17 protein-coding genes are annotated in these 13825 nt (G+C 40.8%); 9 read left to right on the forward strand and 8 right to left on the reverse strand.

Annotated features, from left to right (window positions below):
* The first annotated feature begins 10 nt into the window (after positions 1 to 10).
* Positions 11 to 787, forward strand: coding sequence for a Rossmann-like and DUF2520 domain-containing protein (locus FTU98_RS01370; protein WP_180050172.1), 777 nt, complete (start codon positions 11 to 13; stop codon positions 785 to 787).
* Between the two features lie 69 nt (positions 788 to 856).
* Here the strand turns inward: FTU98_RS01370 and trmB are convergent, their stop codons facing one another.
* Both trmB and FTU98_RS01380 read right to left on the reverse strand, forming a co-directional pair.
* Positions 857 to 1573, reverse strand: coding sequence for a tRNA (guanosine(46)-N7)-methyltransferase TrmB (trmB, locus tag FTU98_RS01375; protein ID WP_167845932.1), 717 nt, complete (start codon positions 1571 to 1573; stop codon positions 857 to 859).
* A 185-nt stretch (positions 1574 to 1758) separates the two neighbouring features.
* Positions 1759 to 3210, reverse strand: coding sequence for a SulP family inorganic anion transporter (locus tag FTU98_RS01380; protein WP_180050175.1), 1452 nt, complete (start codon positions 3208 to 3210; stop codon positions 1759 to 1761).
* Positions 3211 to 3428: 218 nt separating this feature from the next.
* Between FTU98_RS01380 and FTU98_RS01385 the strand changes: the two genes are divergently transcribed.
* Entirely contained in the window at positions 3429 to 4040 is a 612-nt protein-coding gene (locus FTU98_RS01385; protein ID WP_096902535.1) for a glutathione binding-like protein, read from the forward strand.
* Between the two features lie 100 nt (positions 4041 to 4140).
* On the opposite strand, the gene FTU98_RS01390 is transcribed toward FTU98_RS01385, so the two are convergent.
* The 5 genes from FTU98_RS01390 to FTU98_RS01410 form a co-directional block, all read right to left on the reverse strand.
* Entirely contained in the window at positions 4141 to 4923 is a 783-nt protein-coding gene (locus FTU98_RS01390) for a thiazole synthase (RefSeq protein ID WP_004971502.1), read from the reverse strand.
* 13 nt (positions 4924 to 4936) lie between these two features.
* The gene (thiS, locus tag FTU98_RS01395) at positions 4937 to 5134 is read right to left on the reverse strand and encodes a sulfur carrier protein ThiS (protein WP_070156019.1); all 198 of its coding nucleotides are present in this window, start codon (positions 5132 to 5134) and stop codon (positions 4937 to 4939) included.
* A 42-nt stretch (positions 5135 to 5176) separates the two neighbouring features.
* Complete coding sequence (locus tag FTU98_RS01400) at positions 5177 to 5542, reverse strand: DUF423 domain-containing protein (RefSeq protein ID WP_096902534.1); 366 nt, start codon at positions 5540 to 5542, stop codon at positions 5177 to 5179.
* Between the two features lie 170 nt (positions 5543 to 5712).
* Positions 5713 to 6582 carry an RNA polymerase sigma factor RpoH gene (gene rpoH, locus FTU98_RS01405; RefSeq protein WP_180050178.1) on the reverse strand — a complete coding sequence of 290 codons (870 nt, stop codon included), beginning with the start codon at positions 6580 to 6582 and terminating at the stop codon, positions 5713 to 5715.
* A gap of 165 nt (positions 6583 to 6747) precedes the next feature.
* Positions 6748 to 7002 (reverse strand): sulfurtransferase TusA family protein, encoded by a 255-nt coding sequence (locus tag FTU98_RS01410; protein WP_096902533.1) that lies wholly within the window; start codon positions 7000 to 7002, stop codon positions 6748 to 6750.
* Positions 7003 to 7479: 477 nt separating this feature from the next.
* Between FTU98_RS01410 and FTU98_RS01415 the strand changes: the two genes are divergently transcribed.
* Positions 7480 to 7692, forward strand: coding sequence for a cold-shock protein (locus tag FTU98_RS01415; RefSeq protein ID WP_004648643.1), 213 nt, complete (start codon positions 7480 to 7482; stop codon positions 7690 to 7692).
* Positions 7693 to 7802: 110 nt separating this feature from the next.
* Complete coding sequence (gene rhlB, locus FTU98_RS01420) at positions 7803 to 8954, forward strand: ATP-dependent RNA helicase RhlB (protein WP_004971493.1); 1152 nt, start codon at positions 7803 to 7805, stop codon at positions 8952 to 8954.
* Positions 8955 to 9063: 109 nt separating this feature from the next.
* Here rhlB and FTU98_RS01425 read toward each other — a convergent pair whose 3' ends face one another.
* Positions 9064 to 9441: a hypothetical protein gene (locus FTU98_RS01425; protein WP_004971490.1), complete on the reverse strand. Its 378-nt coding sequence runs from the start codon at positions 9439 to 9441 to the stop codon at positions 9064 to 9066.
* Between the two features lie 380 nt (positions 9442 to 9821).
* Between FTU98_RS01425 and FTU98_RS01430 the strand changes: the two genes are divergently transcribed.
* From FTU98_RS01430 to gspM, 5 genes are all read left to right on the forward strand, one after another.
* On the forward strand, positions 9822 to 10397 hold the full coding sequence (locus FTU98_RS01430; protein ID WP_096902531.1) for a nitroreductase: 576 nt from the start codon (positions 9822 to 9824) through the stop codon (positions 10395 to 10397).
* A 26-nt stretch (positions 10398 to 10423) separates the two neighbouring features.
* Complete coding sequence (locus FTU98_RS01435; RefSeq protein ID WP_180050181.1) at positions 10424 to 11497, forward strand: NAD(P)H-dependent glycerol-3-phosphate dehydrogenase; 1074 nt, start codon at positions 10424 to 10426, stop codon at positions 11495 to 11497.
* A gap of 154 nt (positions 11498 to 11651) precedes the next feature.
* A complete protein-coding gene (locus FTU98_RS01440; RefSeq protein ID WP_004971483.1) occupies positions 11652 to 12107 on the forward strand; it encodes a histidine phosphatase family protein in 456 nt (151 codons plus the stop codon).
* Between the two features lie 46 nt (positions 12108 to 12153).
* Positions 12154 to 13293, forward strand: coding sequence for a type II secretion system protein GspL (gene gspL / locus FTU98_RS01445; protein ID WP_180050184.1), 1140 nt, complete (start codon positions 12154 to 12156; stop codon positions 13291 to 13293).
* Positions 13293 to 13772 (forward strand): type II secretion system protein GspM, encoded by a 480-nt coding sequence (gspM, locus tag FTU98_RS01450; RefSeq protein ID WP_180050187.1) that lies wholly within the window; start codon positions 13293 to 13295, stop codon positions 13770 to 13772. The genes gspL and gspM overlap by 1 nt, the downstream gene beginning before the upstream one ends.
* Positions 13773 to 13825 lie beyond the last annotated feature (53 nt).

Consider the following 13825-nt stretch of genomic DNA (forward strand, 5'->3'; position numbering starts at 1 on the left):
TGAAAATATTATGCGAATTAGTTTGATTGGTGCAGGGCGCGTTGCACATCATTTGGCTCATGTTTTAAACGCACAGCATCAAATTGTGCAAATTTATAGCCGTAGTCTGGACAAGGCGCAGCATTTGGCTGCGCAGGTTGGCGCAGAAGCGATTGCTGAAGTAGAAAAACTTCATTCAGATCTAGATTTAGTGATTATTGCAGTGAGTGATCAGGGCATTGCACAGGTGATTCAGGAAGTTCATCGTGATTTAAATCATGTGTTGATTGTGCATACCTCAGGCAGTACTAAATTAGATGTATTGCAACAGCATCATGTACGTTCAGGGGTATTTTATCCCTTGCAAACCTTTAGTTTAGAGCGTGAAATTGATTGGTCAGAAACGCCTTTATTTATAGAAGCTGCATTTGCTGAAGATCAGCAGCTTTTAATGACTTTGGCAAATAGCCTAAGCAAAAGGGTTTATGCCTATACTTCAGCACAGCGTTTGAGTTTGCATTTGGCTGCGGTATTTGCCTGTAATTTTAGTAATTATTGTTATGACATGGCCAAGCAAGTGGTCGATGCTCAGAAAGTAGATTTCAGTCTGCTGTATCCTCTTATTTTGGAAACTGCGCATAAAGCGACCCAGAATGATCCGCGTCAAATGCAAACAGGGCCTGCTATGCGGGGTGATCACAATATTTTAAAAATGCATCAGGACTTATTGGTAGCAGGGCAGCAACATGCACTTGCCGAAGTTTATGCGCTAATGAGCCAACAGATTTTAACGTGGCATCAATCTTAGTCATTTGATACGATAACACGAGTTCAAATAAAAAATGCTTCCTTGTGGAAGCATTTTTTCTAGCAGAAATTAGTTAATTTTCTTGAAGATAAAATCATTAATCTTATGACCTGCTTCAATTCCGCGGCGTTCAAACTTGGTTTGTGGACGCCATTCAGGGCGAGGGTAGCTATTGCCTTTACCCGCCAAGTTTTCTAAACGTGGACGGTTGTCCAATACATCCAGCATCCATTCTGCATACGGTTCCCAGTCGGTTGCTGCATGGAACGTACCACCTAACACTAATTTTTGCTCTACCAATTCCATGCGTTCATGAGCAACAAAACGGCGTTTGAAGTGACGTTTTTTCTGCCATGGGTCTGGGAAATATAACTGCACTGTATCAATGCTATTGTCTGGCATTTCACGCAGTACTTGAATCGCATCGGCATCTAAGACACGTAAGTTGCTTAAACCTGCTGTACCTGCTTCATAAACGCACTGTGCAATGCCTGGAATATGGACTTCAATCCCGACAAAGTTACGTTCAGGGTTAGCCTGCGCCATCAGTACCAAAGAACGCCCCATCCCAAAACCAATTTCTACTGTAAGCGGGCGTCCAGGGTGTTCAAAATGTTGACGTAAATCGCCAACAGGATATTCCAAAATTAAGTCGCCGTATTGTTCCAAGGCGCTACGTTGTGACGTATTCAATGGTGAAGAACGGCGCATGAACGTTACAATTTCACGATGCTCGTTGAGGTTGTCCAGCTCGACAACGTGCTGGTCTAATTGATCGTTCGACATAATTTTGGCAAATCTAATGAATTCGAATGCGGTATTTTAAGTCCTGAGCCATTGAAGTCAAATTTTTTCGCTGTTTTTCGTAGCATCGCGCAAGATTGCGATAAATCTGCATCTTTTGAGTATAAAAAATGCAGAATCATCAAGATTCAGCATTTAACATCATCAACGGTATTTTAATACAGTAATTACGAATGGGCACTGTATTGATCAATTAAGGTATGACTGGCTTCATTCAATCCAATAATATGCACTTTAATCTGTTGCGCTTTAAATTTGTTCACTACGCTATTCAGCATATTTACAGAGGTAATATCCCAAATATGCGCATGCGTTAAGTCGATGGTGACATTGCTAATGTCTTCTGAAAAATCAAAAAACTGATAAAACTTTTCCGAGCTGCTAAAGAAAATTTGTCCTGAAATTACATATTGGCGGGTATATTCGCCCAATAAAAACGAACTGACTTTAACTTCACTTTCCAGTTTATTCACCAAAAATAGAGCAGAAAGCAGTACGCCAACAAAGACACCCAAAGCAAGGTTGTGGGTAACTAACACCACAATGACCACAGCTAACATAACAATATTGCTTTGTTTGGGATGCTTTTTAAAGTTACGGATGGAATCCCAGTTAAAAGTCGTGAATGACACCATAATCATAATTGCGACCAATGCTGCCATAGGAATATATGCCAACCAATCTTTGAGAAATACCACCAAGCACAGTAAAAACACGCCTGCCGTAAGTGTAGAGAGACGTGTACGTGCCCCAGAACTGACGTTGATAATGGATTGCCCAATCATGGCACAGCCTGCCATACCGCCCATAAAGCCACTCACAATATTGGCATAACCCTGACCACGACATTCCTGATGCCGATCTGCTTCTGTGCCTGTGGCTTCATTGACAATCGTAGTGGTCATCATGGTTTCGAGTAAACCGACTGTGGCTAAGGTCATGGCATAAGGAAAAATAATAAATAAAGTTTCAAAATTCAGTGGAATGTCAGGCACTAGAAAAATAGGCAGCGTGTCGGGAAATTGTCCCAAATCGCTTACGGTACGCATATCTGCACCAAGTAATAAAGCAACCACACTCAGCACAATAATGCAGACCAAAGGCGAGGGAATGCTTTTACCAATTTTAGGAATGTATGGAAACAGATAGACTACCGCTAAACCTAATCCTACAAATAAATAGCCTAAGCCATCCATTTTCGATAATTCAGGCAGTTGCGCCACAAAAATTAAAATTGCCAAGGCATTTACAAAGCCATAAACTACCGATTGCGAAACAAAACGCATCAGTTTGGCAACTTTAAAATAGCCTGCTATAACCTGAATCAGCCCTGTGAGTACTGTTGCAGCCAATAAATATTGCAAACCATGTTCTTTGACGAGGGTAATCATCAGTAATGCCATAGCGCCTGTCGCGGCAGAAATCATGGCAGTACGCCCACCAAAAAAAGCAATCGTGACCGCAATACAGAACGATGCATATAAGCCGACTTGCGGATCGACGCCTGCTATAGCCGAAAAGGCAATTGATTCAGGAATTAATGCCAAACCTACCACTAAACCTGCCAAAACATCGGTGCGGATATTGGAAAACCATTCTTCTTTTTTCAGGCTAATCACAATCTCAATTTCATGAAACTTTAAAGGGCTGTATGTTAAAACATCTAGAGATAAAAAAGCAGGCAAAACAGACTTGAAAAAGCCTGTCTTTTGCAGGATAGTCAAAGCGTAAGGGCTTTTTAAGACATTTTCGCTTTTTTGCAATTTATAGGTTCAATCACTTGCAAGTTTGTGACAAGCGATTTACAACAGAGATAGTTATATAACAAGGATCAAATATGAAGCTTTATTATTCACCTGGCGCATGCTCTTTGGCAGCACATATTATTTTAAATGAAGTGAATGTCGATTTTGATATTGAGCGTGTAGATTTAAAAACCCATAAAACAGAAAAGGGTGCCGATTATTATGAAATTAACCCTAAAGGTTATGTACCTGCTTTAGAAATTAACCCAGGTTTAATTTTGACGGAAAACGTAGCGCTATTGCCATTTTTAGCGCAGCAAGACCCTAAACAGGATTTAATTCCGCCATCTGGTTTAGGTCGTGCTAAAGTTTTGGAATGGTTGGGTTATTTAAACTCTGAATTACATGACGCTTACGCAGTATTTTTTGGCGCGCCTTTAGATGCAGAAGCCAAAGAAAAAGCCTATGCAGAAATTGATCGTTTGTTGACTTATATTGATCAAGCGATTGCATCATCAGACCATGAATATTTGGTGGATGATAACTTTGGTCCAGCCGATGCGTATTTGTTTGTTATCACTAATTGGTCAAACTATATTGAGCATGATTTAACTCCGTATAGCCATGTGGTTGAAATCCGTAATAAAGTTGCTGCGCGTCAGTCGGTACAAATTGCTATGCGTGATGAAGGCTTGATTCCTTAATCGGCTTTTATTTGCCCAAATCGCATAATAAAAAAAGACGTTGAGTTAACACTTAACGTCTTTTTATTTGTGCTGTCGGACTTGGAAAAGACCCTAATGATTATTTAAAGAAATAACCCGTTTCAGGTGAGCTGGCATTCGCCATACGCTTACGTGGCATACGTCCTGCCAAATAAGCTTCACGTCCTGCTTCTACTGCTTTACGCATCGCAGATGCCATTAGCACTGGGTTTTGTGCTGCTGCAATTGCAGTATTCATCAGCACACCATCGCAACCTAATTCCATTGCAATCGCAGCATCACTGGCAGTACCCACACCTGCATCTACCAATACAGGTACTTTGGCATTTTCTTTAATAATCGAAATGGTATGCGGGTTAAGAATACCTAAGCCTGAACCAATTAAACTACCTAATGGCATAATTGCCACGCAGCCCATACTTTCCAATTCTTGCGCCACAATCGGGTCATCGGAAGTGTAGACCATGATCTCAAAACCATCGTCAATTAGCGTGCGTGCAGCTTTTAAAGTTTCGGTGATATTTGGGTAAAGGGTTTTTTCATCGCCCAAAACTTCCAGTTTGACAAGGTTGTGACCATCTAGCAATTCACGCGCCAGCATGCAGGTGCGCACGGCACTGTTGGCATCAAAACATCCTGCTGTATTTGGCAAAATGGTGTATTTTTCTGGTGGAATCACGGAAAGTAAGTTTGGCTGATCTGGATGTTGCCCAATGTTTACACGACGAATGGCAACCGTGACAATTTCTGCGCCACTGGCTTGAATCGCCAAATCTGTTTCGGTTAAATCTTTATATTTGCCCGTACCCACCAATAAACGTGAATTAAAGGTACGTGAACCGATTTTAAAGGTATCTTGCATGGGTGCTCCGAGTTTAGCCGCCACCAACGGCATGAATAATTTCAATGCGGTCTTGATCGCAAATAGGGGTTTCGGCAAGTTTACTTTTGGCAATAATTTTTTCGTTTTGCTCCACAGCAAAACGTTTGCCTTCTAAATCTAATGCCTGAATCAGTTGTAACAGGGTCGTGTGAGAGGTCTGTTGTGCTTCGCCATTCAGATAAATTTGCATGACCGAGAATCCATCTTCAAAATTACAAAATACAATTGAGCTTTATTTGGCATATTTCATGGCTTGCCATGCTAAGGTCAGCCAACCAGCAATCATGAGCGCACCACCAATTGGGGTAATCATGCCCAAACCGCGTACAATGTCCAATGCCATGATATAAAGTGAACCGCAGAAAAATAAAATACCCAGTTGGATTAGAATAAAACTGGCTTTAATGGGAAGTTGTGGAATCACTTTAGCCAATATGCCCAATGCTAAAAGTCCAAGGGCATGATAGAAAAAATAATCTGTTGCAGTTTGCCACCAAAGCAATTGCGCTTCAGTTGCACGGGCCTTTAAGCCATGTGCACCAAATGCACCGAGCATGACTGCTATAGCTAAATTCAGGGCAGAAATTGCAATCCACATACGCAAATTGACCTATTTAATTTTGCGCTTAACCTTAGCACATTTTTAGGGGCGGGAAAATCTGAGATTTGCCTGCCTGTATGTAGCTGTACCAATTAAAGACAATAAAAAAGGGCAGTTTGCCCAATTTTATTTTTCGATGTGTCTGCATCAATTTGGAGAATGTCAGTTTAGTTTGATGACATCGCCACTTTAATTTTTTCCATGGCATTTTTTTCGAGCTGACGAATACGTTCTGCCGAAACATTATATTCTGCTGCCAATTCATGCAGGGTCGATTTATCATCATCTAACCAGCGACGCTGCAAAATGTTACGTGAACGATCATCCAACTGCTCCATGGCTTCATGTAGGGCAGAAGTGCTTTGTTCTTCGTAGTCTTCGTTTTCGACCAAACGTGCAGGGTCGTAACGGTTATCTTCCAAATACAATGCAGGTGCAATATAAGTTGAACCTTCATCGTCATCATCGCCCTGTGCTTCAAAAGCTGCGTCATAAGCGGTTAAACGACCTTCCATTTCCAAGACTTGTTCTGCAGTTACATTTAAGTCATTGGCAATAGATTGTGCTTCTTCAAGCGTCAGTTTTTTGCTAGATTTTTTGAGGCTACGCAAATTAAAGAACAATTTACGCTGCGCCTTGGTGGTGGCAATTTTAACAATACGCCAGTTACGAATCACATATTCGTGAATTTCAGCTTTAATCCAGTGCACGGCAAATGACACCAAACGCACGCCCATATTCGGGTCAAAGCGTTTCACGGCTTTCATTAAGCCCAAGTTGCCTTCCTGAATTAAATCACCCTGCGGTAAACCATAGCCCGCATAACTTCGTGCAATATGCACCACAAAACGTAAATGCGACATGACCAACATTTTGGCCGCGTCTAAATCTTGATCGTAATAATAACGCTCGGCTAACTCTTTTTCTTGTTCAGCCGTTAAAATAGGAATTTGGTTAACAGTACTAATATAAGCCCCGAGGTTTACCCCTGGTGCAGATAATGACAGGGGCATCAACTGATTGCTGCTGTCACTCATGAGATCTCCTTATAGGATTAGGTAGGTAAAATAACCGATGTCTTTATCTTAATGCCAATATTCTACTTAAATAAGTAAAATTGGTGTAGATATGTAAATCTTTATAGCAATAAGCGGCGAATATTAAGTCATTAAAACAAATGAACAATCAAACAGATACGCTTATTACGATGCTTTTGGCTTGGCAACATCAATCACATAATGAAACTCTGTTGCCGAAATCTGACTTGCTTCACAGCTATATTGATGTAACTGACAATAACGCGCCACATCTTGCTGGCTATGCGGATCAGATGACTTCAATAAAAACCGTGCAGAATCTGATTGTTTAAGGGCACGTTTTAGCATCAATAAAGGCATAGGACAAGGTTGTCCCATGGCATCAATCACTATGATAGGTTGTTCAGCATCACACAGCATTGAAGTAAAAATTCGCCTTAAAAAACAGAATGATCATACTAGCAAATTCGCTCACAAATCCCAAATAAATTTCATCTGAAGCATCCAGACTATTCATTGCGCGGCTTACTGCGCATAAGGGCAAGAGAATTGGCTTATTTTGCGAGATATTTGCAATAAAATTTATAGATCAAAATTGTGCTAAGTCACTTAACAGAAATAAAAATTTTCTATTTGTTCAACTCGTTTCAAACTGAACAAGATAAATCAAAAAAAATCTATTAATTGTCATAAAGCCGTGTTAAGCTCGATGCGTATTTAGGATTTTAGATAGACAATCGTTGTTTGTCGCCCTATTACAAATGGATGTAACCGGGATTTTGTTAATAGTTATACAGAATGATTACAAGCTTAGAAATAAAAATATTTTTAAACTTTGTTTGCTCTGCTGTTTGCAACACCGGGTGGTCCTTCTTTTTAATCAATGAGGATTAACTTATGACAGCTCGTGAACAAGGCGTAGTTAAATGGTTCAACGACACTAAAGGCTTTGGCTTTATCCAACGCAATGGCGGCGACGATGTATTCGTTCACTTCCGTGCGATCCAAGGTGACGGCCACCGTTCACTTCGTGACGGCCAACGTGTTGAATTCAGCGTAGTAAAAGGCCAAAAAGGCTTCCAAGCTGAAGAAGTACAGCCACTAGACTAATCACTCGATTATTCTAAAAAAACGCTCCAATCCTGATTGGGGCGTTTTTTATTTGTATTTCTGTTTATAATAGGTCAGTTTTTTGTCTGTATAAGTTCGAGCACATATTTATGTCATCTGGTTTTGAAACCTTAAATTTACATCCGCAATTGAAACAGGCTATTGATGCTTTGGGTTTCAAGGAAATGACACCAATTCAGCAAAAGGTTTTAAAATTTACTTTGGCTGGACATGATGCCATTGGTCGTGCGCAAACAGGTACAGGAAAAACTGCTGCCTTTTTAATTAGTGTCATCAACGATTTATTGAATAACCCAATTCAAGGGCAGCGTTATCGTGGTGAACCACGTGCATTGGTTTTAGCGCCTACGCGTGAATTGGCTTTGCAAATCGAAAGTGATGCAAAAGACTTAACCAAATTTACCGACTTAAATGTGGTGACTTTGTTGGGTGGTGTAGATTTTGATAAGCAAAAGTCACAACTCAATAAAAACTTTGTCGATATTATTGTTGCGACACCAGGGCGCTTGATTGATTTTGTAGAACAAAAAGAAGTTTGGCTAGATCAGATTGAGTTTTTAGTGATTGATGAAGCAGACCGCTTGCTGGATATGGGCTTTATTCCATCGGTAAAACGTATTGTGCGTTATTCACCGCGTAAGGAACAGCGTCAGACGTTAATGTTCTCGGCAACTTTTAGTTATGATGTGTTGAACTTGGCTCAACAGTGGTTATTTGAACCTGTTACAGTCGAAATTGAACCTGAAAAGAAAACCAATGCCGATGTTGAGCAACGGGTATATATGGTTGCCAAAACCGATAAATACAAATTGCTTGAAGAAATTTTACGTGATGAGCCGATTGAAAAAGTCATGATTTTTGCCAATCGGCGTGATCAGGTGCGTAAGCTTTATGATCATTTAAAGCGTGATGGCTATAAAGTGGTGATGTTGTCAGGTGAAATTGCCCAAGACAAACGCTTAAAAATGCTGGATCAGTTTAAAAATGGCAAACATAACATCATGATTGCAACAGACGTTGCAGGGCGTGGTATTCATGTCGATGGTGTTTCGCATGTGGTGAATTTCACTTTGCCTGAACAGTCAGATGATTATGTGCACCGTATTGGTCGTACAGGTCGTGCAGGTACACGTGGTGTGAGTATTAGCTTCTTGTCGGAAGATGATGCGTTCTATTTACCAGAAATTGAAAAAGCCATTGGTCAAAAATTGCCATTAACACGTTTAGATGGTTATTGCTAATTACTCATTTAAGCTATTTTTTAGTTTAAATCCTGCTGTTCTTAGTTTAAAAGTCGCTCTCAGTGGAGCGACTTTTTTGTATTTGCTTCTTATGTCGTGCTGTAATAATTTACTTTGCCTGACATCTAAAGGTCAGCACAGTTTGATAATCATCATCACGGGCAATATCAGTATTACGTCCCGCAATTGTACCTAAAACAGTTGCTGCCGCCTGAATCATTTGTCCCGTTTGCTCATCGACTACACCTTTGAGTGCACCGTTATAAGATGTTTTTTCATCAACCAAGACTGGAGCGGCACGAGTACCACAGGTTTTATTGGCAGCTGTAATTGCATTATTTTTGGCAATAATATTACTTTTACCTAAACCTGTGACTTCATATAGGTTGTTTTCTTTTTGAATGGCAAGAGAATTATTTGGCGTGGTGGCACATGCGGTTAAAAGTGCAAAAACAGCAAGGCTAGAAAAGGCGACTATTTTTTTCATATCTACCTCGGGGCTAAAACGCTGTAGCGCGTATTGTTTGTTGATGATATTTCAATTCAAATGTGTAGAGATTGAAAATAACAATTTGATCTAGTTGAACATAATCTGGATGGTTTTAGATGTAGACACTGTATAGGCTGTGTTGATAATTCGTCATTCATTTATACACATCAAACCCAATCCATAATGTATTTTCATGCTCTTAAACTATAGATGAATGCGTCAAAGCATCATTGTTTAGATGTGCTGAGCAGATTCATCTTAAAAGTGCAGACATATAGACCCTAATCAGAATCTTGCAAATAAGCATACGGAAATAGCGCAATTTTTTGAGTTTATGCTAATCTTAACCGAGCTTTTTGAAATAGTTATATAAGTCAATGACGGATACAGCGGTAGAAATCGTTCATCAAAATATTCATCAACGTCAGTCTACGGGGCAGTTAGTTGAACCTGCACCAAATACTGAGCAGCTAGAAATGGCTTTTCAGGCAGCTTTAACCGCACCAGATCATCATCGTTTAAAACCTACGCGCTTTGTGGTGATTACTGCCGAGCAACGTGCAGCATTTGGTGAGTTACTTTCTCAAGCCTTGGCAGACATGGGCGAAACCGATGCGGTTCAGTTGGAGCGAGTGAAACAGCATCCATTTCGTGCGCCACTTTTAGTGTTGGCGTTAACACAATTTCAGGATCATCCAAAAGTGCCACGTTTTGAGCAGACTTTAAGTACAGGCGCTGCGGTACAGAACTTTTTACTGTCTTTGCAGGCGCAGGGCTTTGCCAGTATGTGGCGTAGTGGGGCAGTCGTTGAGTCGAACTTGCTGAAACAAGCTTTAAACTTAAATGCAGATGATTTAATTTCAGGCATTATTTATGTGGGAACAGCGGCTAAAGCCATTCCTGCACGCGCTGAGTTGGATACGCAAGCTTATGTTCGTTATTGGAACGCATAAGTCTTTATTTTTAGGATATAACAATAATGTCAGAGTTAAATTTTGCCGATTTGGTTGAACCTGTTGCAATAGATCGAAAAACTGCGTTACGCATTACAGTGCTAGGTGGTGGCAGTTTTGGTACAGCAATGGCCAATACAGCAGTGCGTAATGGCTGCGACACGATGATTTGGATTCGTGATGAAGCGACTGCCAAAGAAATTAATGAAACGCATATTAATCGACGTTATTTGCCAGATTTTCAGTTGGAGCAGGGTTTAAGAGCCGTTTCAGATTTGGAAACTGCAGTTCGTGACCGTGACATTATTTTAGTGGCTATTCCAAGTCATTCTTTCCGTGATGTGTTGCGTCAAATTAAACCTTTTATTAGTGCGCAAGCAGTGGTGTCTTTAACCAAGGGTATTGAAGCCAAAACCTTTAGTTTTATGAGCGATATTATCCGCGAAGAATTGCCTGAAGTGCCGTATGGCGTATTGTCTGGCCCAAACCTTGCTAAAGAAATTGTGGCGGGGCAGCCTGCAGGTACGGTCATTGCCAGTCATTCTGAATTGGTGCGTTATGCAGTGCAGCAAGCTTTACACAGTGCATTATTCCGTGTTTTTGCCAGCGATGATGTGAATGGTGTGGAATTAGGCGGTGCGCTAAAAAATATTTATGCTGTGGCAATGGGCATGGCAGCCGCTTATAACGTGGGTGAAAATACTAAGAGTATGATTTTAACCCGCGCTTTGGCAGAAATGAGTCGTTTTGCGGTTAAGCTTGGTGCAAATCCATTGACCTTCTTAGGGTTGTCTGGTGTCGGTGACTTATTTGCAACGTGTAGCAGTCCATTGAGTCGTAACTATCAAGTGGGTTATGCATTGGGCAAAGGCAAAACTTTGGAACAAGCCACAGAAGAATTGGGGCAAACAGCCGAAGGGATTAATACCATCGTGCAAGTGCGGGCGCGCTCGAATGAATTAGAGGTGTATATGCCAATTACTTGTGCGCTTTATGAAGTGATTTTTGAAGGTGCGCCGCCTATGAATATTGCACTGTCTTTAATGAGAAATGGACATCGCAGTGATGTGGAATTTGTCTTGCCGCATCATCAAGTTTAGTTTTACATCCATAAAACTGCGCCACAGTAGGTAAAAACTTGCGTGGAATATGACAGTTTGGTGAACTGAATTGTCATATTCTCAGGTTATACTGAGCGCATAATTTGAGTTAAATTGACACAACTTAATGTGTATCATCCTATAAGGAAATTCTATGCAACTGACTCTTGTTCGTCATGGTGAAGCCGCTCCTGCGATTATGGGCAATGATCATCAGCGTCCTTTGACTGAGCGTGGTCATATACAAGCACAAGAAACGGCAGACTATTTAAAAAATATCATTCAGCCCGATGTGTTTGTGGTTAGTCCTTTATTGCGTGCACAAGAAACCTTGGCACATTTGCAGCAATATTTTAAAGATGTGCCTGTGGTGGTCTGCAATACCATTAAACCTGAAGATGATGCAAAAGTTGCGGTGGAATGGTTGTCACAATTGCCGTATGAGTCAATTGCGGTGGTGTGTCACATGAATGTGGTGGCACACATGGCAGAAATTTTGACTTCAGAATCTTTCCATCCCTATCATTTGGCAGAAGCACGTATTTATGAGCAGGCAGTAATTGCTGCGGGACTTTCAACCCAAATCAAAAGTTTTATTCCAAACGCATAAAATAAATGTATAAAGTTAAATACAATTCAACGGTAGAACGATAATAATGCTGTATTTATGGATGCCAGAAGCCAATGGGGTTTGGCAATGGTCAAATGGGGAACACTGGACACAGGCAGATAATCTTGATGCCTTGATTCAGGCATTGCAATCTTTTCAAGGAAAAGATGCTGTGGTGTTTTTCCCAAGCCGTGATGTGCAAATTATGCAACAAACTTTACCTAAAGCCCAATATAAACAATTGGGTACCGATGGTGTGAAGTATTTATTAGAAGAATATACCGTATTGCCAATTGATGCGATGCAGGTGGTTCATCATTTTCAGCCACCTGAGCAAATAACCGTGCTGGGAGTTGCCAAGCATAGTATTGAAACCTATTTGCATGTATTAAGTTTGTTGCCAGTTAAAATCAGTGCATTGTTACCTGATTTTTTAATTTTGCCGCAACCTGAACCAGGGCAAACGGTGATTGGAAATATTTGCGGACGCTTGTTGGTACGTGAAAGTGAATTTTTAGGTTATTCAGTTGATGATCTGGCGCTTTATCTAGATTATCAAACTGCAGAACGAAACTATAAAATCACCAACTTTAGTGCAGAGCAAATACAAAGTATTGAAGCATTTGCAACACAAGAGCAGTTAGAAAGCTTTCATTATGTAGTACCTGCATTGGCGAAAGCCAAACAGCATCCATTCAACATGCTGCCAAAAGCCAAGCAAGATACGGGTATTTCAGGTTATTGGAAAGCCTGTGCAGCAGTGTTGCTCGGGATTTTAATTGTGCAATTTAGCTATGATGCACTGCGCTGGAGCAAGCTTAAAAAAGTAGCAGATCAAACAGCGGTTCAAGCCATAGAACAATATCAATATTGGTTTGGCGCAAACAGCCGTATTACCGAGCAAAATATTCAAAGCCAGTTTGAAAGTCAGGTACGCATGAGTAAAAATGCAGATACTCAAGCGCTGCAATTGCTCAGTCGTGTTGGCCCTGTGTTGATGCAAAATCAAATTGTGGCTAATCGTGTGAGTTTTGATGCCAATATGTTGAACATGGAATTGAATGCTAATTCGGCAGCGACCTTGCAAGCGCTCACTCAGCAATTGAATCAGCAGGGTTTTAAGGTCGAGCTGGGTAATATTCAGCCGAGCGCGTCAGGTGCAGTAGGATTGGTGAAAATACAATAATGAAAGCCATGGAAAAAATGTCGACTTGGTTCGATCAACGTATTGAACTGGTGCAAGATTATTTAGATCGTTTAAATACACGTGAGCGTGTTTTGGTGGTGTTTACCACAATCTTTGTGATCGTTGCTGCGGTGGGTTCTGCATTGTGGTATATGCATGCCGCAGCCGAAAAACAGCAAAAACGGGTGAATGATCTTAAAGATTTGGTGGTGGTGATGCAAAGTCATGCAGTCACAATGAAACCAGCTAATGATGCTCAACTCAGTGCAGCCGATAAAATTCAGCGTGTGGCTCAGCAACAAGGCTTATCGGTTGCTTCGCAGCAAAGTGGTGACAAGATGCAACTTGTAGCGAGTCATGTCAATTATGCCGTGTTGGCAAATTTTTTAACCCAATTAGCGCAAATGGGTTTAAGTATCGAAAAAATAGAATTAATTTCTGAAGCAGGGCAGATTAAATTAACAGCGACAGTCCAGTAAAGGTTAAAAATAAAGTCCGAAACTCGGAAAATAAACCCATGTCAAGCATAGCG

This window comes from Acinetobacter sp. YH12211 (assembly GCF_013418015.1).
GTDB lineage: Bacteria > Pseudomonadota > Gammaproteobacteria > Pseudomonadales > Moraxellaceae > Acinetobacter > Acinetobacter towneri.

Excerpts from the sequence above, each read along its gene's own strand:
- FTU98_RS01415 (WP_004648643.1), top strand. The coding sequence starts at position 7,480 with ATGACAGCTCGTGAACAAGGCGTAGTTAAATGGTTCAACGACACTAAA.
- FTU98_RS01400 (WP_096902534.1), bottom strand. The coding sequence starts at position 5,542 with ATGTGGATTGCAATTTCTGCCCTGAATTTAGCTATAGCAGTCATGCTC.
- trmB (WP_167845932.1), bottom strand. The coding sequence starts at position 1,573 with ATGTCGAACGATCAATTAGACCAGCACGTTGTCGAGCTGGACAACCTC.
- FTU98_RS01410 (WP_096902533.1), bottom strand. The coding sequence starts at position 7,002 with ATGCTGTGTGATGCTGAACAACCTATCATAGTGATTGATGCCATGGGA.
- FTU98_RS01425 (WP_004971490.1), bottom strand. The coding sequence starts at position 9,441 with ATGAAAAAAATAGTCGCCTTTTCTAGCCTTGCTGTTTTTGCACTTTTA.
- FTU98_RS01440 (WP_004971483.1), top strand. The coding sequence starts at position 11,652 with ATGCAACTGACTCTTGTTCGTCATGGTGAAGCCGCTCCTGCGATTATG.
- gspM (WP_180050187.1), top strand. The coding sequence starts at position 13,293 with ATGAAAGCCATGGAAAAAATGTCGACTTGGTTCGATCAACGTATTGAA.
- gspL (WP_180050184.1), top strand. The coding sequence starts at position 12,154 with ATGCTGTATTTATGGATGCCAGAAGCCAATGGGGTTTGGCAATGGTCA.
- FTU98_RS01430 (WP_096902531.1), top strand. The coding sequence starts at position 9,822 with ATGACGGATACAGCGGTAGAAATCGTTCATCAAAATATTCATCAACGT.
- rpoH (WP_180050178.1), bottom strand. The coding sequence starts at position 6,582 with ATGAGTGACAGCAGCAATCAGTTGATGCCCCTGTCATTATCTGCACCA.
- thiS (WP_070156019.1), bottom strand. The coding sequence starts at position 5,134 with ATGCAAATTTATCTGAATGGCGAAGCACAACAGACCTCTCACACGACC.
- FTU98_RS01370 (WP_180050172.1), top strand. The coding sequence starts at position 11 with ATGCGAATTAGTTTGATTGGTGCAGGGCGCGTTGCACATCATTTGGCT.
- FTU98_RS01390 (WP_004971502.1), bottom strand. The coding sequence starts at position 4,923 with ATGCAAGATACCTTTAAAATCGGTTCACGTACCTTTAATTCACGTTTA.
- FTU98_RS01385 (WP_096902535.1), top strand. The coding sequence starts at position 3,429 with ATGAAGCTTTATTATTCACCTGGCGCATGCTCTTTGGCAGCACATATT.
- rhlB (WP_004971493.1), top strand. The coding sequence starts at position 7,803 with ATGTCATCTGGTTTTGAAACCTTAAATTTACATCCGCAATTGAAACAG.
- FTU98_RS01435 (WP_180050181.1), top strand. The coding sequence starts at position 10,424 with ATGTCAGAGTTAAATTTTGCCGATTTGGTTGAACCTGTTGCAATAGAT.